This window comes from Mesorhizobium silamurunense (genome assembly GCF_014843905.1).
Lineage (GTDB): Bacteria > Pseudomonadota > Alphaproteobacteria > Rhizobiales > Rhizobiaceae > Mesorhizobium > Mesorhizobium silamurunense.
This window is the reverse complement of record NZ_LPVS01000032.1, coordinates 46,413-63,672: the sequence shown is the minus strand read 5'-3', so window position 1 is coordinate 63,672 and position 17,260 is coordinate 46,413. Positions and strand designations below refer to the sequence as shown.

At 64.1% G+C, this 17,260-nt stretch carries 21 protein-coding genes and 1 pseudogene; 13 read left to right on the top strand and 9 right to left on the bottom strand.

Features of this window, described 5'->3' with window-relative positions:
- The first annotated feature begins 17 nt into the window (after window positions 1-17).
- From AU465_RS08375 to AU465_RS08345, 7 genes and pseudogenes are all read left to right on the top strand, one after another.
- Window positions 18-881, top strand: coding sequence for a LysR family transcriptional regulator (locus AU465_RS08375; protein ID WP_192245765.1), 864 nt, complete (start codon window positions 18-20; stop codon window positions 879-881).
- 130 nt (window positions 882-1,011) lie between these two features.
- Window positions 1,012-1,578 (top strand): elongation factor P, encoded by a 567-nt coding sequence (gene efp / locus AU465_RS08370; protein ID WP_192245763.1) that lies wholly within the window; start codon window positions 1,012-1,014, stop codon window positions 1,576-1,578.
- A 24-nt stretch (window positions 1,579-1,602) separates the two neighbouring features.
- On the top strand, window positions 1,603-2,403 hold the full coding sequence (locus AU465_RS08365) for an inositol monophosphatase family protein (RefSeq protein WP_192245761.1): 801 nt from the start codon (window positions 1,603-1,605) through the stop codon (window positions 2,401-2,403).
- A gap of 109 nt (window positions 2,404-2,512) precedes the next feature.
- Entirely contained in the window at window positions 2,513-3,223 is a 711-nt protein-coding gene (trhA, locus tag AU465_RS08360) for a PAQR family membrane homeostasis protein TrhA (RefSeq protein WP_192245759.1), read from the top strand.
- A gap of 102 nt (window positions 3,224-3,325) precedes the next feature.
- Entirely contained in the window at window positions 3,326-4,345 is a 1,020-nt protein-coding gene (locus AU465_RS08355; protein WP_192245757.1) for a MotA/TolQ/ExbB proton channel family protein, read from the top strand.
- Between the two features lies 1 nt (window position 4,346).
- Complete coding sequence (locus AU465_RS08350; protein WP_192245754.1) at window positions 4,347-5,375, top strand: peptidoglycan -binding protein; 1,029 nt, start codon at window positions 4,347-4,349, stop codon at window positions 5,373-5,375.
- Between the two features lie 166 nt (window positions 5,376-5,541).
- Window positions 5,542-5,832: pseudogene (locus tag AU465_RS08345) on the top strand (hypothetical protein); the annotation flags it as partial.
- A 184-nt stretch (window positions 5,833-6,016) separates the two neighbouring features.
- Here AU465_RS08345 and AU465_RS08340 read toward each other — a convergent pair.
- Entirely contained in the window at window positions 6,017-6,370 is a 354-nt protein-coding gene (locus AU465_RS08340; RefSeq protein WP_192245752.1) for a DUF1304 domain-containing protein, read from the bottom strand.
- A 148-nt stretch (window positions 6,371-6,518) separates the two neighbouring features.
- Between AU465_RS08340 and AU465_RS08335 the strand changes: the two genes are divergently transcribed.
- The gene (locus tag AU465_RS08335; RefSeq protein WP_192245750.1) at window positions 6,519-8,006 is read left to right on the top strand and encodes a carboxypeptidase M32; all 1,488 of its coding nucleotides are present in this window, start codon (window positions 6,519-6,521) and stop codon (window positions 8,004-8,006) included.
- A 22-nt stretch (window positions 8,007-8,028) separates the two neighbouring features.
- Here AU465_RS08335 and AU465_RS08330 read toward each other — a convergent pair whose 3' ends face one another.
- Window positions 8,029-9,831, bottom strand: a complete 1,803-nt coding sequence (locus AU465_RS08330) for an ABC transporter transmembrane domain-containing protein (RefSeq protein ID WP_192245748.1) — start codon at window positions 9,829-9,831, stop codon at window positions 8,029-8,031.
- Between the two features lie 206 nt (window positions 9,832-10,037).
- Between AU465_RS08330 and rpmE the strand changes: the two genes are divergently transcribed.
- Window positions 10,038-10,259, top strand: coding sequence for a 50S ribosomal protein L31 (gene rpmE / locus AU465_RS08325; RefSeq protein WP_040974396.1), 222 nt, complete (start codon window positions 10,038-10,040; stop codon window positions 10,257-10,259).
- A 180-nt stretch (window positions 10,260-10,439) separates the two neighbouring features.
- Here the strand turns inward: rpmE and AU465_RS08320 are convergent, their stop codons facing one another.
- Window positions 10,440-11,081, bottom strand: coding sequence for a TetR/AcrR family transcriptional regulator (locus AU465_RS08320; protein ID WP_192245746.1), 642 nt, complete (start codon window positions 11,079-11,081; stop codon window positions 10,440-10,442).
- A 134-nt stretch (window positions 11,082-11,215) separates the two neighbouring features.
- Here AU465_RS08320 and AU465_RS08315 point away from each other — a divergent pair, with 134 nt between their 5' ends.
- Complete coding sequence (locus AU465_RS08315) at window positions 11,216-11,692, top strand: anthrone oxygenase family protein (protein ID WP_192245744.1); 477 nt, start codon at window positions 11,216-11,218, stop codon at window positions 11,690-11,692.
- A gap of 30 nt (window positions 11,693-11,722) precedes the next feature.
- Here AU465_RS08315 and AU465_RS08310 read toward each other — a convergent pair whose 3' ends face one another.
- The 3 genes from AU465_RS08310 to AU465_RS08300 all read right to left on the bottom strand — a co-directional run bounded on the left by AU465_RS08310 (window position 11,723) and on the right by AU465_RS08300 (window position 13,333).
- Window positions 11,723-12,034 carry an Rdx family protein gene (locus AU465_RS08310; protein ID WP_192245742.1) on the bottom strand — a complete coding sequence of 104 codons (312 nt, stop codon included), beginning with the start codon at window positions 12,032-12,034 and terminating at the stop codon, window positions 11,723-11,725.
- 11 nt (window positions 12,035-12,045) lie between these two features.
- Window positions 12,046-12,795 carry a YebC/PmpR family DNA-binding transcriptional regulator gene (locus tag AU465_RS08305; RefSeq protein ID WP_192245740.1) on the bottom strand — a complete coding sequence of 250 codons (750 nt, stop codon included), beginning with the start codon at window positions 12,793-12,795 and terminating at the stop codon, window positions 12,046-12,048.
- 214 nt (window positions 12,796-13,009) lie between these two features.
- Entirely contained in the window at window positions 13,010-13,333 is a 324-nt protein-coding gene (locus AU465_RS08300; protein ID WP_192245737.1) for an ArsR/SmtB family transcription factor, read from the bottom strand.
- A gap of 51 nt (window positions 13,334-13,384) precedes the next feature.
- Between AU465_RS08300 and AU465_RS08295 the strand changes: the two genes are divergently transcribed.
- The 3 genes from AU465_RS08295 to AU465_RS08285 are packed head-to-tail and all read left to right on the top strand — an operon-like array spanning window position 13,385 to window position 14,808.
- Window positions 13,385-13,867, top strand: a complete 483-nt coding sequence (locus tag AU465_RS08295; RefSeq protein WP_192245735.1) for an SRPBCC domain-containing protein — start codon at window positions 13,385-13,387, stop codon at window positions 13,865-13,867.
- Between the two features lie 29 nt (window positions 13,868-13,896).
- Complete coding sequence (locus AU465_RS08290; RefSeq protein WP_312891224.1) at window positions 13,897-14,286, top strand: VOC family protein; 390 nt, start codon at window positions 13,897-13,899, stop codon at window positions 14,284-14,286.
- A gap of 54 nt (window positions 14,287-14,340) precedes the next feature.
- Window positions 14,341-14,808, top strand: a complete 468-nt coding sequence (locus AU465_RS08285; RefSeq protein ID WP_192245733.1) for an SRPBCC family protein — start codon at window positions 14,341-14,343, stop codon at window positions 14,806-14,808.
- Between the two features lie 25 nt (window positions 14,809-14,833).
- Here AU465_RS08285 and AU465_RS08280 read toward each other — a convergent pair whose 3' ends face one another.
- The 3 genes from AU465_RS08280 to AU465_RS08270 all read right to left on the bottom strand — a co-directional run bounded on the left by AU465_RS08280 (window position 14,834) and on the right by AU465_RS08270 (window position 17,160).
- Window positions 14,834-15,601 (bottom strand): TerC family protein, encoded by a 768-nt coding sequence (locus AU465_RS08280; RefSeq protein WP_192245731.1) that lies wholly within the window; start codon window positions 15,599-15,601, stop codon window positions 14,834-14,836.
- 70 nt (window positions 15,602-15,671) lie between these two features.
- Window positions 15,672-16,496 carry a TIGR00282 family metallophosphoesterase gene (locus tag AU465_RS08275; RefSeq protein ID WP_192245729.1) on the bottom strand — a complete coding sequence of 275 codons (825 nt, stop codon included), beginning with the start codon at window positions 16,494-16,496 and terminating at the stop codon, window positions 15,672-15,674.
- Window positions 16,497-16,578: 82 nt separating this feature from the next.
- A complete protein-coding gene (locus tag AU465_RS08270; RefSeq protein WP_192245727.1) occupies window positions 16,579-17,160 on the bottom strand; it encodes a 5-formyltetrahydrofolate cyclo-ligase in 582 nt (193 codons plus the stop codon).
- Window positions 17,161-17,260 lie beyond the last annotated feature (100 nt).

The following is a 17,260-nucleotide window of genomic DNA, read 5'->3' as shown; positions in this document are numbered from 1 at the left end:
GCATTGAGAACATCCGCATGCTAGAGGAATTACGCACCCTTGTCCTTTTCGCCGAGGAAGGCTCGATCCAGAAAGTGGCGTCGCGGCTGCCGCTGACGCAGCCGGCAGTGACGCGCCAGATGCAGCGGCTGGAGGACATGCTCGGCACGACGCTGCTCGACCGCCGGCAGAAACCGCCATGCCTGACAGCGGCAGGATTGGAAGTGCTGGCGCGCGCCAAGGACATCCTGGCCTCGGTGGAAGCGCTGAAATCCTTCGCGTCGGATGCCGAGCCGCAGGGCGTGTTGCGCGTCGGCCTGGCGCACGGCTTGTCCGACGCCAGTGTAGCGAGCGCCATTGCCGGCGCGGCCGCCGCATATCCAAAAGTCTCTTTGCGTCTGCGGACTGCCTGGAGCGCCGAATTGATCGAACAGTTCGGGCGCGGCCAGCTCGACATGGCGATCGTGTTGCGGGCGACCGGTGATCAAGACAGTGACATCGTCGGCACGGAACGTCTTGGCATCTTGGCGCGCGCCGGCCTTGCCTCAGATCCAAGGCACTCTGTGCTCGCAGACATGCCCTGGGTGCTGAGCCCCGAGCCTTGCGACGCGCGCCAGAGACTTCGGTCCGCCTTGGGCGACCGGCAGCGCCTGCTTGTTGCCGCCGAGATCCAAGACCCTACCATGCAGATGGAATGGGTGCGCCGGGGGCATGGTCTCGGGCTTGTACCGCTGCGGCTGGCGGCGCGGGTACTGCCCGACGATGTCGAGCTTGTCGATGTCGGTGATCTCGACCTTTCCATGCCGGTGGTGGCGTTGTGCTCGCCTCATCTCAACCGTCTGGAAAAGGTCGCCGCCGCCATCGCCGAGGCCGTCGGCAAGGTCATCGATATCGAGGGCTGACCTCGGCTGGCGGCGCCGCGCCGATCCGATGCTCCCTTGCCGCCCTCCCTTGCCACTCAATGCGATTTGTGGTCTTGGAGGCGCCAAAGCGCGCTCCGCGCGAAAAAATCTCATTCCGGATCAGTTCAACATGGCCAAGATCAGTGGCAGCGAAATCCGTCCCGGCTATGTCATCGAGCACGATGGCGGCCTGTGGGTGGCGGTCAAGACCAACACCGTGAAGCCCGGCAAGGGCGGCGCCTACAACCAGGTCGAGCTGAAGAACCTGATCAACGGCACCAAGCTCAACGAGCGCTTCCGCTCGGCCGAGACCGTCGAGCAGATCCGGCTCGACCTGAACGATTTTTCCTTCCTCTACGAGCAGGGCGACGCGCTGGTGTTTATGGACACCGAGAGCTACGAGCAGCTCGAGCTGCCGAAGGATTTTGTCGGCGAACGCGCCGCTTTCCTGCAGGACGGCATGATGGTGACGGTCCAACTCTATGAGGAACGGCCGATCGGCATCTCGCTGCCCGACCAGGTGACGCTGGCCATCACCGAGGCCGACCCGGTGGTGAAGGGCCAGACGGCGGCCTCCTCCTACAAGCCTGCGGTGCTGGAAAACGGCGTCCGCGTGCTGGTGCCGCCCTTCATCTCGGCCGGCGAGCGGATCGTCGTCGACACCAACGAGATCACTTACGTGCGCCGCGCAGACTAAACGGCCAAGAAGCAGGAAGAAAAAATGGCGCGCTCCGCTCTCCTCAATGTCATGGTCCAGGCCGCGATGAAGGCCGGCCGCTCCCTGTCGCGCGATTTCGGCGAGGTGCAGAACCTGCAGGTCTCGATGAAGGGACCTGGCGACTATGTCAGCCAGGCCGACCGCAAGGCTGAAGAGATTGTCTTTGCCGAGCTGTCGAAGGCGCGGCCGGGCTACGCCTTCCTGATGGAGGAGCGCGGCGCCGTCGAAGGCGAGGACGGCCAGCATCGCTGGATCGTCGACCCGCTCGACGGCACCACCAACTTCCTGCATGGCATCCCGCTCTTCGCGGTCTCGATCGCGCTCGAGCGCCAGGGCCAGATCGTCGCCGGCGTCGTCTACAATCCGGCCATGGACGAGCTCTATACCGCCGAGCGCGGCGGCGGCGCCTTCATGAACGATCGCCGGCTGCGCGTTGCCGGGCGCGGCAAGCTCACCGATGCCGTGATCGGCTGCGGCGTGCCGCATCTCGGGCGCGGCCAGCACGGCAATTTCCTGATCGAATTGCGTAACGTCATGGCCGAAGTCTCCGGCGTTCGCCGTCTCGGCTCCGCTTCGCTCGACCTCGCCTATGTCGCGGCCGGCCGCATGGACGGGTTTTGGGAAGTAGGCCTCTCCGCCTGGGATATCGCCGCCGGCCTGCTGTTGATCCGCGAGGCGGGCGGCTTCGTCTCCGACTTCGAGGGCGGACAGGAAATGCTGGAGCGCGGCTCGGTCGTCGCCGGCAACGAGGTCATCCAGCGGGCGCTGCTCAAGACCGTGAAGAAGCCGCTCCCGTCCCGTTGAGAAGTGGCACCGGCGAGCCCGGCGCGCTGAAGCGCCGCAGTCGCAAAACCGCAACCGAAGCTTGAAATACTGGTCCACGACTGCCCAGATAGGGCTTCAAGGACCAACCATGAACGACGCACGCGCAAAGTCCCATCTCGAAATCGGGACTCAGATCGAAGTCCCTTTTGTGGGTCGCTGGCACTATTCGCGCGGCGAGATGATCGCCGATGGCATCGTCCATGCCGTCGGCATCGTGCTGGCGATCGCGGCCGGTTCTGCCTTCCTGGCGCTCGCTGCCTTCCGTTCCGGCCCGGGCGAATATGTCGCCGCCGTCTTCTACGTGGTGTCGTTGCTCACCGTGCTGTCGGTGTCGCTGGCCTACAATTTGTGGCCGATATCGTGGCCGGCGAAGTGGATCCTGCGCCGCTTAGACCATGCCGCGATCTATCTCCTGATCGCCGCCACATATACGCCTTTCCTGGCCCAGCTGAACACTTCGCCGCTTGCCCTGCCCATGATCGTCATCGTGTGGAGCGCGGCGGCGGCGGGCATCGCGATCAAGATGTTCCTGCCCGGACGCTACGACCGGCTGGCGATCGTCTTCTACCTCGCGATCGGCTGGAGCGGCGTGGTGCTGGCCGGGCCGCTGGTGGAGACGCTGCCGACGACCTCCGTCGTGCTGCTCATTGCCGGCGGCATCGTCTATTCCTGCGGCGTCATCTTCTTCGCCTGGAAAGGCCTGCGCTTCCACAATGCCGTCTGGCACGGCTTCGTCGTCACCGGCGCCGGGCTGCATCTGGCCGCCATGGTCGACTGCCTGGTCATCAGTAGGTTCTAAACCTTGCTGGCGGCGATATTGCCAAGCGCCATTCAATTTGGTCACAATTCCGTTTAGAGTCGCGGCAATTCTGCGGCGGGTGGCATCGGAAACGGGGCACGGATGGCTTTTCTCAGATCCTTCGGCAGGCGCTCGGATGTCCTGGTCTACGATCCGCACAAACTGTCGAGCCCGCAGGTCTTCCTGCTCACCATGGTGATCTTCCTGATCATCGTAGCCTTCATCGCCGCCATCCTCACCCGCCAGATCTCGACCGCCTTCTCCAGCAATCCCGGCCTCAACGGGCTGATCATCGGCGTGCTTGTCGTCGGCATCCTGCTCGCCTTCACCCAGGTCGGCCGGCTGTTCAGGGAAGTGCGCTGGGTCAATTCCTTCCGCGCCGGCTCCGAGACAACCGAGCCGGTGCTTTTGGCGCCGATGAAGGCGATGATCGGCCGTTCATCGACGATCGCCTTCTCGACCTCTTCGATGCGCACCATGCTCGATTCCATCGCCACCCGCCTCGATGAAAGCCGCGACACCTCGCGCTATCTCGTCGGGCTCTTGGTGTTCCTCGGCCTGCTCGGCACCTTCTGGGGCCTGCTCAACACCATCGCCTCGATCCGCGAGACCATCGAGGCGCTCGACCCCGGCAGCGGCGATGCCGCCGCCGTGCTCGACGCGCTGAAGCAGGGCCTGTCTGCGCCGCTCGCCGGCATGGGCACGGCCTTCTCGTCCTCGCTGTTCGGTCTCTCGGGTTCGCTGGTGCTCGGCTTCCTCGACCTGCAGGCCGGCCGCGCCCAGACCCGCTTCTACACCGAGCTCGAAAACTGGCTGTCCTCGGTCACCGACCTGTCGTCCGACATCGTGGTCTCCGACCAGGCCCGCGCCGAGCCGTCGGAGGAAATCCGCCTGTTGTCGGAACGGCTGCGCAGCCTGCAGGAGAACGGCGGCGGCTCCAACCCGCGCGTTGCCACCGCCATGGCCAACCTGGCGGACGGCATTTCCGGACTGGTCAAGAACATGCGCTCCGAGCAGCAGATCATGCGCGACTGGGTCGAGGCACAGTCCGACGAGCAGAAGGCGATGCGCAACACGCTGGAGAAGATCGCCGACGCGCTTAAGAAGCAAGGGGTCCACTGACGTGGCGCTGGCAAGGCGGCGCGCCGATCGCCGGATCGATTACTGGCCGGGCTTCGTCGACGCGCTGTCGACGCTTCTGCTCGCCATCATGTTCCTGCTCACGGTGTTCGTGCTGGCGCAGTTCCTGCTCAGCCGCGAAATCTCCGGCAAGGACACGGTGCTCAACCGCCTCAACTCGCAGATCAACGAACTGACACAGTTGCTCGCGCTGGAGCGCTCGAACAGCCAGGACAAGGAAGATACGCTCGCCAACCTGCAGGCCTCGCTGTCGGCGGCGGAAGCGGAAAAGAGCCGTCTTCAGCAATTGCTGGAGCAAGGCGCCGGCGCCGGCGATGCGGCCAACAAGCGCGCCACGGCCCTTTCCGGCGAGCTCGACAACCAGCGCCAGATCAGCCAGCAGGCGCTGAGCCAGGTCGAGATCCTCAACCAGCAGATCGCGGCGCTGCGCAAGCAGATCGCAGCGCTCGAGGACGCGCTCAACGTCTCGGAGCAGCGCGACCGCGAGTCCAACACCAAGATCGCCGATCTCGGCCGCCGCCTGAACGTGGCACTCGCGCAGCGTGTCCAGGAGCTCAACCGCTACCGCTCCGATTTCTTCGGCCGGCTGCGCGAGATCCTCGCCGACCGCGAGAACATCCGCATCGTCGGCGACCGCTTCGTCTTTCAGTCGGAAGTGCTGTTTCCCACCGGCTCCGACGTGATCAACGATGCCGGCAAGGTCGAGATGAAGAAGCTCGCCGACGCCGTCATCGAACTGCAGAAGGAAATCCCGCCCGAGATCAGCTGGGTGCTGCGCGTCGACGGCCACACCGACAACAAGCCGCTGTCCGGCACCGGCCGCTATCGCGACAACTGGGAGCTCTCGACGGCGCGCGCGACCTCGGTGGTGAAGTTCCTGATCGAGAACGGCGTGCCGGCCAACCGGCTGGTCGCCGCCGGCTTCGGCGAATTCCAGCCGCTCGATCCGGCCGACACCGACGACGCGCGCAGCAAGAACCGCCGTATTGAGCTGAAACTCACCGAACGTTGATCCGGCATCACGCGAACTCACGCGAACGCGAATTTGTTCGCCGGCTCAACTCTAGGGCGCAAACGGCCGGCGACAATGCCTGAAGACATTATCTTTTTTTAATTACACATCGCAAATTGACGCTCCTAGTTTGCCGCGCAGGGCCGGGAACCGCCGGCGATGCCTCCGCGTGACCAGCCTCATCGAGCAGATCCAGGGTGTGGACCAAGGCATCAGGGATGCGCGGGAAGCCAACACCATCTCGGCCGCCGAGGCGCAGCAGTTGCATATGCGCGCCGCTCATATCAGCCAGGCCGCCGAGAAGGTCGCCGGCTCGGATCATGGCAGGATTCCCGCCACGCAATATCACGACCTGCTGCGCCGTCTCGACCATGTCGACCAGAAACTCATGGTCGACACCGGCAGCGGCTTCCTGATGGGCGACGGCTCCGACGGCGGTCACTACCCGAACGATTGAAGTCTTCGGAGGAAACGGAAGGGACCACCTGGCGCCCGAGGGACCTGTGCATGTCGCCCAAAGTGCGCAGCGGTTTTGGGGGAACGGCATGCATCAAAACAAAGACCTAAAGAGCGTCGCCTGAATCCGTTTCAGGGCGATGCGCTTTAGCCCAAGGGCGTCCTTTTTCGATCACGTCCTTTGATCACAGGCCGAGCCAGAGCGCGACGATGGCAAGCACTGCCGGCACGGTCTGGATGAACAGGATTTTCCGGCCGACGGTCGCCGCGCCGTAAAGGCCGGCGATGGCAACGCAAAGCAGGAAGAATATCTTGATCCGGAACCCGCCGTCGCCGAGATAGAGGCCCCAGATCAGGCCTGCGGCAAGAAAGCCGTTATAGAGCCCCTGGTTGGCGGCGAGCACTTTTGAGGCGCTCGCGAATTCGGGCGTCAGCTTGAACGCCTTGTGCCCGCGCGGCGTGTCCCAGAGCACCATCTCCAGATAGACGATGTAGCAGTGGATCAGCGCTACCAGCCCGACCAGGATATTGCCGATCATTGTCCCCTCCGCTCGTTCGCATCGAGCATTGATCACGCTACGCTGTTGCAAGGCAAGACGGGCTGACCCGCAACCGGCGGATCAGGGTTGCCAAGCTCGATGCCTTGGTATCTTTTCGCGCCAGCCCATTTGCAGCCGGAAACCATCCATGTCCTTCCAAAAACTCGACCAACTCGGCCACAAGCTCGAAGCGCTGGAGCATGCGCTGGCCATCCTCGGCGCCGACGAGGCGACCCATATGGCGGTGGGCGGCGGCGAGAAGCGCGCGGAGGCGACGTCCGCCCTTGCCGGCATGCTGCACGCTCAGGCGACCGCGCCGGCGATCGGCGACTGGATCGCCGCGGCCGAAGCCGAGCCGCTGAACGACGAGCAGCAGGCGGCGGTGCGGGAACTGCGCCGGCAATACACCAACCTCACCTGCCTGCCGGTCGAATTCGTCGAGCGGCAGACGGTCGCGCGCATGCGTTCCGAGCAGCTCTGGCGCGACCTGCGCGCCAAGAACGACTGGGCGGGCTTCCTGCCGGCGCTGGAAGGCGTGGTGGCGCTGGTGCGCGAAGAGGCGGCACTGCGCGCCGACGCGCTCGGCCTTGCCCCCTATGACGCGCTGATGGAGCAGTACGATCCGGGCAATCGCGCCGCCGACATCACGCCGGTGTTTGCCGAGCTGAAGGCCTTCCTCAAGGATTTCCTGCCGCACGCGCTGGCCGTGCAGGATGCGCGGCTGGCCAAACATCCGCTGAAGCCGCTCTCCGGCAGCTACGCCATCGACCGTCAGCGCGAGCTTGGCCTTGCCATGATGACGGCGGTCGGTTTCGACCTCACGCACGGCTCGCTGTCGGTGTCGCACCATCCCTTCTGCGGCGGCGTGCCGACCGATGTGCGCATCACCACCCGCTACAAGACCTCCGATTTCCTGTCGGCGCTAATGGGCGTGCTGCACGAGACCGGCCACGCGCTCTACGAGCAGAACCTGCCGAAAGCCTGGTCGCACTGGCCGCTCGGCAGGGCGCGCGGCATGGCAGTGCATGAGAGCCAGAGCCTGTTCGTCGAGAAGCAGATCGGCCGGAACCCAGCCTTCTGGCGCTGGGCATTGCCGGTGGTCGAGAAGCATCTCGGCGAAGCCTGGTCGCTCGACGACATCCTGCCGCACGTCCACCACGTCGGGCGCGGCCTGATCCGCGTCGACGCCGACGAAGTCACCTATCCGCTACACGTCATCCTGCGCTACGAGCTCGAGCAGGAGCTTGTTTCCGGCCGGCTGGAAGTCGCCGAGCTGCCCGAGGCATGGGACGGCAAGATGCGCGACTATCTCGGCCTGTCGACCATCGACAACCCGGCCGACGGACCGATGCAGGACGTGCATTGGCCGGGCGCCGCCTTCGGCTATTTCCCGTCCTATACGCTGGGCGCGATGATGGCGGCGCAGCAATGGGCCGCCTTGACCAGGGAGCACCCGTCCGCGGACAAGGACCTCGCCAAAGGTGACTTCAGCGCCATTAACGACTGGCGCCGCAAAAGGATCTGGTCGCAGGGCTCGCGCTGGTCGACGCCGGAACTGCTCGAGCGCGCCACCGGCGAGAGGCTCAACGCCGCCTACTTCACCGACCACTTGCGCAGGCGCTACGGCGAAGCATAGCGCTTGCCGGGCGGTTGGAGGTCTACTCCGCCGCGCCCCTGAAGGCGCTGGCCCCGGTCTCGAACTGCAGCTTGGCCAGCCGCGCATAGATGCCGCCCTTGACGACCAGGCTCTGATGGGTGCCTTCCTCGACGATGCGGCCGCCTTCCATGACGAGGATCCGGTCGGCCTTCAGCACCGTCGCCAGCCGGTGGGCGATGACGATAGTGGTGCGGCCCTGCATCAGCCGCTCCAGTGCCGTCTGCACCAAGGTCTCGCTTTCGGCGTCGAGCGCCGAGGTCGCCTCGTCGAGCAAAAGGATCGGCGCGTCCCGAAGGATGGCGCGGGCGATCGCGACGCGCTGGCGCTGGCCGCCGGAGAGCGTCACGCCGCGCTCGCCGACCTGGCTGTCATAGCCCTTTTCGAGCTTGCCGATGAATTCGTCGGCAAGGGCCGCCTTTGCCGCCGCCTCGATCCCCGCGTCGCTGGCGCCCGGCCGGCCGAAGCCGATATTGTCGCGCGCGCTCGCCGCGAAGATGGTGACGTCCTGCGGCACGATGGCGATGCGCTCGCGCACGGCGGCCGGATCGGCCTCGCGCACGTCGACGCCGTCGATGACGATGCGCCCGCTTTCCGGATCGTAGAAGCGCAGGATCAGTGAGAAGACCGTGCTTTTCCCCGCGCCTGACGGCCCGACGATCGCCACCGTCTCGCCCGGCTTCACCTGGAAGCTGAGGCCATGGACTGCGGCCCGATCCGGCCGCGCCGGGTAGGAGAAGGAGACATCGTCGAAGCTGATCGCGCCCTTGGCCTTAGCGGGCAGCGGCAGCGGATCGACGGGCGATTGGATGGCGGGCTTCTCAGCCAGGATCTCGGTCAGCCGCTCGGCTGCGCCCGCCGCCTGCGACAGCTCGCTCCACACCTCCGACAAGGCACCGAGCGCGCCGGCGGCGAACACCGAATAGAGCAGGAACTGGCCGAGCGTGCCCGGCGACAGCGTGCCGGCAAGCACATCGCGCGAACCGAACCAGAGCACCGCCACCACCGAGGAGAAGATCATGAAGATGGCGAAGAAGGTGAGGAAGGAGCGGGCAAAGACTGACATGCGCGCCGCCTCGAAAGCCGCTTCCACCGCAGCCGAGAAATGCCCTGTGACCAGCTTCTCGTTGGTGAAGGCCTGCAGCGTGCGCACCGCGCCGATCTGCTCGCTGGCATAGGCGGTGGCCTCGGCCAGCGTATCCTGCGCCAGGCGCGACCTGCGCCGCACCGAGCGGCCAAAGGCGACGAGCGGCAGCACGATCAGCGGAATGGCGCCGATGACCAGGCCGGAAAGTTTTGGGCTGGTGAAGACCATCATCGCCACGGCGCCGAGGCCGAGGATGAGATTGCGCAGCGCGACCGAGGCAGTGGCCCCGACAGCGGACTTCACCTGTGTCGTGTCGGCGGCGAGCCGCGAAACGATCTCGCCGGAATGCGCCTTGTCGAAAAAGGCCGGCGACAAGGTCGTGACATGGGCGAACACGTCGCGACGGATATCGGCGACGACCCGCTCGCCGAGCGTGATGACGAAGTAGTAGCGGCTGGCCGATGCCGCCGCCAGCAGCGCCGCCATCGCCACAAGCGCGGCGAAATATTCTGCTATGAAGGTGGAGCCCGATGCCTGGAAGCCGTGATCGATCATGCGCCGCACGGCCATCGGCAGGGCGAGCGTCGTCGCCGCCGCCAGGATCAGCGAGATGATGGCGCCGACCGCCAGTTTCCGGTAGCGGGTGATATACGGAAAAAGGCTTCTGAGCGGCCGGATCGAGCGCTTGCGCCCGTCTCCACTGACACCGATATCCGCCATGAGCGTTTCCTCTGGCCGCTTGCCGGTCATGCGCTTCAATATGCGCTTGCCGCGGCCTTGTGATTCAATTCCGGCTGATGTATAGGCTCGCCGACCGTTTTAGAAGCCGTGGCTTTTCATTAGCTGCGGCTTCGAGTTTTAAAAAGGGGCGCATCGACGCAGGCCTTAGGCCCGTCACCGGCGCCAGCAAGCCAGGAAATAAGACAATGAAGGCCGATATCCACCCCGACTACCACACCATCAAGGTCGTCATGACCGATGGCACCGAATACCTGACCCGCTCGACCTGGGGCAAGGAAGGCGACACGATGAACCTCGACATCGACCCGACCACGCACCCAGCCTGGACCGGCGGCCAGCAGACCCTGCTCGACCGCGGCGGCCGCCTGTCGAAGTTCAAGAAGCGCTTCGAAGGTTTCGGCCTCTAAGCCCTTCTCCGCTTTGTCGCAGATCAAAAACCCGCCTTCGTGGCGGGTTTTTTGTTGCATGCACTTGCCCTACCTCCCCCTTGTGGGGAGGTCGGACCGAAGGTCCGGGTGGGGTCTGGCGCCGCCCCCTCCCCGCTGCTTCGCAGCGACCCTCCCCACAAGGGGGAGGGTGGGAGCATCCTACTCAGCCAACAACTCCCTCAGCGCCATGCGCTTGTAGGCCGCGACCAGCCTGTCGCCCTCCCCGCGGTCGACGGATATTGCCAGCCGCACGGCGGCCTCGCCCATCTGCCAGACGAGGAATGCCGTCGTTTCCAGTTCGACCGGGTCGGCATCCGGCCGCAATCGCTTCAGCACCGCCACCAGGAATTCGGCATTGGCCCGGCTGTCGGCGAGCTCAAGCTCGCGCAGTGCCTTGTCGGCCTGCGTGCCCGACCAGATGTCGCGCATCACCGGCTCGGCCAGGAACAGGCGGTAGTAGATGTCGACCAACTCCGAAAACGCCTGTTTCAGGCCTTCGGCATCGCTGACGTCTTTCAGCGCCGCGGCGATGCAGGCCTGGCTTTCAGCCGTGTAGCGCTCGGCCAGCGCCCAGACGATCGCCCGCTTGTCCGGAAAGAACTGGTACAGCGAGCCGATCGACACCCCTGCCCTTTCCGCCACCTCGCCCATGCGCATGGCGTCGCTGCCCTGTTCGGCAATCAGCGCCGAGGCGGCGGCAAGCATCCGCTCGACCCGCTCGCGGCTGCGCTGCTGCGTTGGCGCCCGTCGTGGTGAAGCGATGGCCGCCTGCTCGGCCTTGGCAGCAACCTTGTCTTCCATGACCCACTCCGAGACGATTTTCGAAACCTGGAAAATTGGCTTGACTCGAAAAATACGAGGGTTTATCACGTTTTGCAAATGTGAATATTACTCACGTTCTGATCTGGACCGTCAACCAATCTGGAGCAACTGAGATGATAAAACTTCTCCCCACCCTCGCCTTCATCGCCGCGATCGGCTCCGGCGTGGTCGGCGGCGTCTTCTTCGCCTTCTCGAACTTCGTCATGCCGGCACTTGCGAGGCTGCCGGCTGCAGGCGGCATTGCAGCCATGAACTCGATCAGCATTACGGTGATCACGCCGACCTTCATGACGGCGCTGTTCGGCACCGGTCTCATCTGCCTGGTGCTCATCGCTGCAGCTCTCTTCGGCTGGAGCCAGTCAGGCTCGTACTGGCTGCTCGCCGGCGCCGTGATCTACCCGATCGGCAACCCGATCGTGACCATGGTCTTCAACGTGCCGCTCAACGATGCGCTGGCCGCCGTCGACCCGGCAAGCGCCAACGGCGCCGTGGTGTGGACGAACTATCTAAGCGAATGGGTGATGTGGAACCACGTCCGCACCGTCACCGCGATCGTCGCGATGGCGTGCTTCATCATGGCGTTGATCTGAAGAGGCACTCCGCAATGCAAAGACCCCGCTTCAGGCGGGGTCTGTCTTCTTGTGGGTTTTGCGGTCGGCATGGCCGAGATCGCGATCCGGATCGATGACATCGCGGACCAGCTGCTTCAGCTTCGCCGCATCCGGAAAGCCGCCGTCGCGCTTGCGGTCCCAGATAAGCACGTCGTTGCAGGAAATGGTGAAGATACCGCCGGTGCCCGGCACCAGCGTCACTTCGCCAAGATCGGTGCCGAAGGTGGAAAGGAGTTCCTGCGCCATCCAGCCGGCACGCAACAGCCACTGGCATTGCGTGCAATAGGTGATGCGGATGGTGGGAAGCAGTGTTTCGCTCATGGCGGGCTGGCTCAGGCCGCGCTGAGCTTGGCCATCGTCTCGTCGTCGACCTCGAAATTGGCGTAGACGCTCTGCACGTCATCATCGTCCTCGAGGGTGGCGACCAGCTTCATCAGCGATTGCGCCCGCTCTTCGTCGACCGGGACGTTGTTCTGCGGCCGCCAGATCGGCTTTACCGATTCCGCCTCGCCGAGCGCGGCTTCGAGCGACTTCGACACCTCGCCGAGATTTTCGAAGCCGCAGTAGATGGTGTGGCCTTCCTCGTCCGACTCGACATCGTCGGCGCCCGCCTCGATCGCGGCCTCCATGACCTTGTCGGCGCTGCCGGCCGAAGCTGGATAGTAGATCTCGCCGATCCGGTCCCACATGAAGGACACCGAGCCGGTTTCGCCGAGCGCCCCGCCGGCCTTGGTGAAGGCTGCGCGCACATTGGACGCGGAGCGGTTGCGGTTGTCGGTCAGCGCCTCGACGATCAGCGCCACGCCGCCCGGGCCGTAGCCCTCGTAGCGCACCGCCTCGTAGTTCTCGGCATCGCCGGCGGAGGCCTTGTTGATGGCGCGCTGGATGTTGTCCTTCGGCATCGACACCGCCTTGGCGTTTTGCACCGCAAGGCGCAGCCGCGGGTTCATCGCCGGGTCCGGCGTGCCGGTCTTGGCGGCGACAGTGATTTCGCGCGCCAGCTTGGAAAACATTTTCGACCGCACCGCATCCTGGCGGCCCTTGCGGTGCATGATGTTCTTGAACTGCGAATGGCCAGCCATGGCACCCCTGTCGTGTTCGGCTAGAGCATTTTTAGCCGGGCGCGATCACCCGGCATCGGCAAAATGCTCGAATTCAAATTTTCAGAACGTCTGAGCCATGCCTGCAAAGGCACGCGGCGCTCTCTGTCGGAATGGCCGGCTTATAGATAAATCGGCTCAATTCGTCCAGCCGGGCCGTCGAGCCGGCGCCGAAGCCAGCCTCGTGAGGATTTTGTCAGCCCTCCAGATCCGATTTGAGCCGGTCGAGGATACTGATGGCATGGCCGGCATACTGGCTGATCCAGCGGTCGTGGATCTGCTTGATCGGCAAAGCGTTGAGATGGTTCCAGCGTTCGCGCCCCTCGCGCTTTGCGACGACCAGAGCGGCTTCCTCAAGCACCTTGAGGTGCATCATCACCGTGCAGCGGTCCATGTCCGGGAAAGCCTCGCAGAGCGCGCCCGTGGTCTGCGGCTGATCCTTCAGCCGGTCCAGCAACTCGCGCCGGCGCGGATGCGCCAAGGCCTTGAAAACATGGTCGTCCGCAGTTTGACTTGACATGTTATGTTTCTATAACATATCATTTCAAGGAGCAAGGAAGGAGCTGTGGATATGTCTCTTGGATTCAGGATTTCCGGACGCATCGGCAAACCGGTCGCCGAGGTCTTCGACGCTGTGGTCAATCCGACGAAGCTCAGCGGCTATTTCACCACCATAGGCGGCGCCTCCGCTCCGTTGATCGCCGGCACCACCGTCACCTGGTGGAAGACGGTGCCGGTCGAGGTCGATGAGGTGACCAAGGACAAGCGCATCGTGCTGCGCTGGGACGCGACCGATACCGAGGGCAAGCCGGCCTACAAGACCCGCATCGAGATGAATTTCGAGCCGCTGGACGACGGCGGCACCTTCGTCACCATCGCCGAGGCCGGCTGGCACGAAGGCGAGACCGGCCTGAAGAAATCCTACCTCAACTGCGAGGGCTGGTCGCAAATGCTCGCCTGCATGAAGGCCTATCTCGAATACGGCATCAACTTGCGCGACGGCTACTATCGCAGCGAGATGAAGGGCGAACCCGCCAACGAAACCAACATCTGAGCCCAATCTCTGAGCCAGGGAGGACTGCCGTGAAAGTAACGCCATTCCTGATGTTCGAAGGTCGGGCCGAGGAGGCCATGACCCTCTATTGCGAGACCATTCCGGAAAGCAGCGTCCTCGACGTCACGCGCTATGGCGCCGGTGAGGACGGACCCGAAGGGACGGTCAAGCTGGCCCGCGCCTCGATCGGCGGCACGGAGGTGATGATCTTCAACAGCCCGGTGCACCACGCCTTCGCCTTCACGCCGTCGGTCTCGTTCTTCGTCGACTGTTCGTCCGACCAGGAACAGGAGCAGATCATCGACGTTCTGTCCAAGGACGGCGCGTTCCTGATGCCGCCCGGCAATTACGGCTTCAGCCAACGTTTCGCCTGGCTCAACGACAGGTTCGGCGTCTCCTGGCAGATCAATCTGCCCTGACGCGGCTCAAAGGCCGCAGCAGATTCAATATGCCTGCAATGGAAGGAGGCCACCATGGAACTCCGCGAAACCCCGACCGCCGAGACCGGCATGCTGATCCGCCGGCCGGTCGCCGAAGTTTTCGAGGCGATCGTCGATCCGTCGGTCACGACGAAATTCTGGTTCACGCATTCCAGTGGCCGGTTGGACGAAGGCAAGACGGTTCAGTGGGAGTGGCGCATGTATGGCGTTTCGACCAAGGTCGAGGTCAGCGAGATCGTTCCCAACGAAAAGCTCGTCATGCAATGGAGCGAGCCGCCGACCACCGTCGTCTGGACCTTCACCGAGATGCCTGGCGACGCAACTTTCCTCGAAGTCCGCAATTTCGGTTTTGCCGGCTCTGGCGACGAACAGGTAAAGCAGGCAGTCGAATCCACCGGCGGTTTCTCGCTGGTGCTCGCCGGCGCCAAGGCCTGGCTGGAAAAGGGTGTGGCGCTGGGATTGATCGGCGATCGCCACCCCAAGGGCGTTGCGTCCGAATAGCAGTGCTTGCCGCCCCGGCCGAGGCTCAGTGCTCGCCGCCCGAGCCTTGCTTTTTCCGCCGCCGCGCCAGCATGTTGAGCCCCTCTACCAGGGCGGAAAAACCCATGGCGGCGTAGATGTAGCCCTTGGGCACGTGGTAGCCCATGCCGTCGGCGATCAGCGTCATGCCGATCATCAGCAGGAAGCCCAGCGCCAGCATGACGATTGTGGGATTCCTGGCGATGAAATTGGCGAGCGGCGTCGCCGCCACCATCATCACGCTCACCGCCACGATCACCGCGATGTACATGATGGCGATCTCGTCGGTCATGCCGACGGCTGTGATGATCGAGTCGATCGAGAAGACGAGGTCTAGCAGCAGGATCTGGAAGATCGCGCCGGCCAGGCTCATCTGCAGCGTGCCGCCGACCATCGAGTCCTGATGGTCCTGCGGGTCGACCGTGTGGTGGATCTCCTTGGTCGCCTTCCACACCAGGAACAGGCCGCCGGCGATCAGGATCAGGTCGCGCCAGGAAAAGCCGTGACCGAACGCCGTGAACACCGGCGCCGTCAATTGCACGATGATCGAGATCGTGGCGAGCAGGATGAGCCGCATGACCAGCGCCGCCGAGATGCCGAGCCGGCGCGCGCGTGCCCTTTGCGCTTCGGGCAGCTTGTTGGTGAGGATCGAGATGAAGATCAGGTTGTCGATGCCGAGCACGACCTCCAGCACCACCAGCGTCAACAGTGCGACCCACGCGGTCGGATCGGAAACGAAAGCAAGGTGCGGCGCCAGGAATTCGACAAGCTGCATGAAGGTCGTCCCCTCTACGATCTAGAGCAGTTTTGTCGCCAGTTAGGTACTGGCCTCTCTCATATCAATGTCACGGCCAGAAGGATGGCGCCGTTTCCTCCAGCCGGGGGCCGCGACGAAACGGCGCGATCTTCTCGGCAAGCCCGGTCCGGTCGGAAATCTCGACGCCGATGCCGCAGAGCGTCGCTGGTCCGCTCGCCGCCTCGAAGCGGCCCTTCGGCACTTTCGACAGGAAGCGGTTGAGCGGCTCTTCCTTGTCCATGCCGAGCGAGGAGTCATAGTCGCCGCACATGCCGGCATCCGAGATATAGGCGGTGCCGCCCTTGAGGATCTGGTGGTCGGCGGTCGGCTGGTGCGTATGGGTGCCGACCACCAGGCTGGCGCGGCCGTCGACGAAATGCGCGAAGCACATCTTTTCCGAGGTCGCCTCGGCGTGGAAATCGATCACCGCCGCATCGGCCTGCTCGCCGAGCGGACAGGCGGCAAGCTCGCGCTCGCCGGCCTGGAAAGGATCGTCGAGCTCGGGATGCATGAAGACGCGCCCCATGATGTTGGCGACCAGCACCCGCGCGCCGTTCCTGGCGATGTAGACGCCCGAGCCGCGCCCCGGCGTGCCCTTGGGAAAATTGGAGGGGCGCAGGAAGCGCTCCTCGCGCGGCGCGAAGATCAACGCGTCGCGCTGATCCCAGACATGGTTGCCGGTGGTGACGACGTCGGCGCCCGCCGCAAGCGTCTCGCGGAAAATCTCCTCGGTGATGCCGAAGCCGCCGGCGGCATTCTCGCCATTGACGATGACGAAATCGAGCTTGAAATCGGAGATCAGCCCAGGCAGCTGTTCCCACACCGCCGTGCGCCCAGTTTTTCCGACCATGTCGCCGAGGAAGAGAAGTCTCATATGATCCCGTGCCGAAAGTCCGCCAAGCAAAAGCTGCATGACTTTCCGCAAAGATCATGCGTTCTCAGACGCTTTTCTACAATTACGGTGTGAACCGGCGCAACCCGCTCTCGGTCAGTATTTCCGGGATGATCACGTCGTGGTTCTCATCCGGCACCATCGGAACCTCCTGGCAGTCGAAAGCGATGCCGATCAGCCGGGGCGGCAGGCCCTTGTCGGCCAGCCTCGCGATCGCCCGGTCGTAATAGCCGGCGCCATAGCCGATGCGGTGGCCGCGCGCATCGAAGGCGGCGAGCGGCACCAGCATCAGCGAAGGATCGAGCTCTTCCGCCTCCTCATGCGGCCCGACCGTGCCGAAGCCCATCTCGACCATCGGCGCGCCACGTACCAATTCGCGGAAGACGATGGTGGTCTTGTCGAGGATTGCCGGCAGGCAGAGCCTGGCGCCTTTCTCACGCAAGGCGAACATCAGCGGCCGCACATCGACCTCGGAGCGCATCGGCCAGAAGCCGGAGACGATCTGGCCTGGCTCCACGGCGATCTCATCCTTCGCGGTCTCGGCCATTTCGAGCGCGATCTCCACACGCCAGAATTCATCGAGCGCATCGCGCCGGGCCAGCGCTTCCTTACGAAGCCGTTTTTTCAGGTCTTTGGAAGGTGTCATGCGTGGACGCTAGAAAAGGTCAGATTTGGGTGGAGTTTTAGGAGCGACGTTTTCTACCGCATGATCCACCGAAGTGTCAGCGGTTCGGTGAAAGATCATG

Bases quoted from the DNA above. Each gene is read 5' to 3' on its own strand.
- AU465_RS08300 (WP_192245737.1), bottom strand. From the start codon at position 13,333: ATGTCAAGTCAAACTGCGGACGACCATGTTTTCAAGGCCTTGGCGCAT.
- AU465_RS08375 (WP_192245765.1), top strand. From the start codon at position 18: ATGCTAGAGGAATTACGCACCCTTGTCCTTTTCGCCGAGGAAGGCTCG.
- AU465_RS08310 (WP_192245742.1), bottom strand. From the start codon at position 12,034: ATGAGCGAAACACTGCTTCCCACCATCCGCATCACCTATTGCACGCAA.
- AU465_RS08285 (WP_192245733.1), top strand. From the start codon at position 14,341: ATGGAACTCCGCGAAACCCCGACCGCCGAGACCGGCATGCTGATCCGC.
- AU465_RS08305 (WP_192245740.1), bottom strand. From the start codon at position 12,795: ATGGCTGGCCATTCGCAGTTCAAGAACATCATGCACCGCAAGGGCCGC.
- AU465_RS08355 (WP_192245757.1), top strand. From the start codon at position 3,326: ATGGCTTTTCTCAGATCCTTCGGCAGGCGCTCGGATGTCCTGGTCTAC.
- AU465_RS08315 (WP_192245744.1), top strand. From the start codon at position 11,216: ATGATAAAACTTCTCCCCACCCTCGCCTTCATCGCCGCGATCGGCTCC.
- rpmE (WP_040974396.1), top strand. From the start codon at position 10,038: ATGAAGGCCGATATCCACCCCGACTACCACACCATCAAGGTCGTCATG.
- AU465_RS08365 (WP_192245761.1), top strand. From the start codon at position 1,603: ATGGCGCGCTCCGCTCTCCTCAATGTCATGGTCCAGGCCGCGATGAAG.
- AU465_RS08280 (WP_192245731.1), bottom strand. From the start codon at position 15,601: ATGCAGCTTGTCGAATTCCTGGCGCCGCACCTTGCTTTCGTTTCCGAT.
- AU465_RS08330 (WP_192245748.1), bottom strand. From the start codon at position 9,831: ATGGCGGATATCGGTGTCAGTGGAGACGGGCGCAAGCGCTCGATCCGG.
- AU465_RS08270 (WP_192245727.1), bottom strand. From the start codon at position 17,160: ATGACACCTTCCAAAGACCTGAAAAAACGGCTTCGTAAGGAAGCGCTG.
- efp (WP_192245763.1), top strand. From the start codon at position 1,012: ATGGCCAAGATCAGTGGCAGCGAAATCCGTCCCGGCTATGTCATCGAG.
- AU465_RS08340 (WP_192245752.1), bottom strand. From the start codon at position 6,370: ATGATCGGCAATATCCTGGTCGGGCTGGTAGCGCTGATCCACTGCTAC.
- AU465_RS08295 (WP_192245735.1), top strand. From the start codon at position 13,385: ATGTCTCTTGGATTCAGGATTTCCGGACGCATCGGCAAACCGGTCGCC.
- AU465_RS08335 (WP_192245750.1), top strand. From the start codon at position 6,519: ATGTCCTTCCAAAAACTCGACCAACTCGGCCACAAGCTCGAAGCGCTG.
- AU465_RS08320 (WP_192245746.1), bottom strand. From the start codon at position 11,081: ATGGAAGACAAGGTTGCTGCCAAGGCCGAGCAGGCGGCCATCGCTTCA.
- trhA (WP_192245759.1), top strand. From the start codon at position 2,513: ATGAACGACGCACGCGCAAAGTCCCATCTCGAAATCGGGACTCAGATC.
- AU465_RS08275 (WP_192245729.1), bottom strand. From the start codon at position 16,496: ATGAGACTTCTCTTCCTCGGCGACATGGTCGGAAAAACTGGGCGCACG.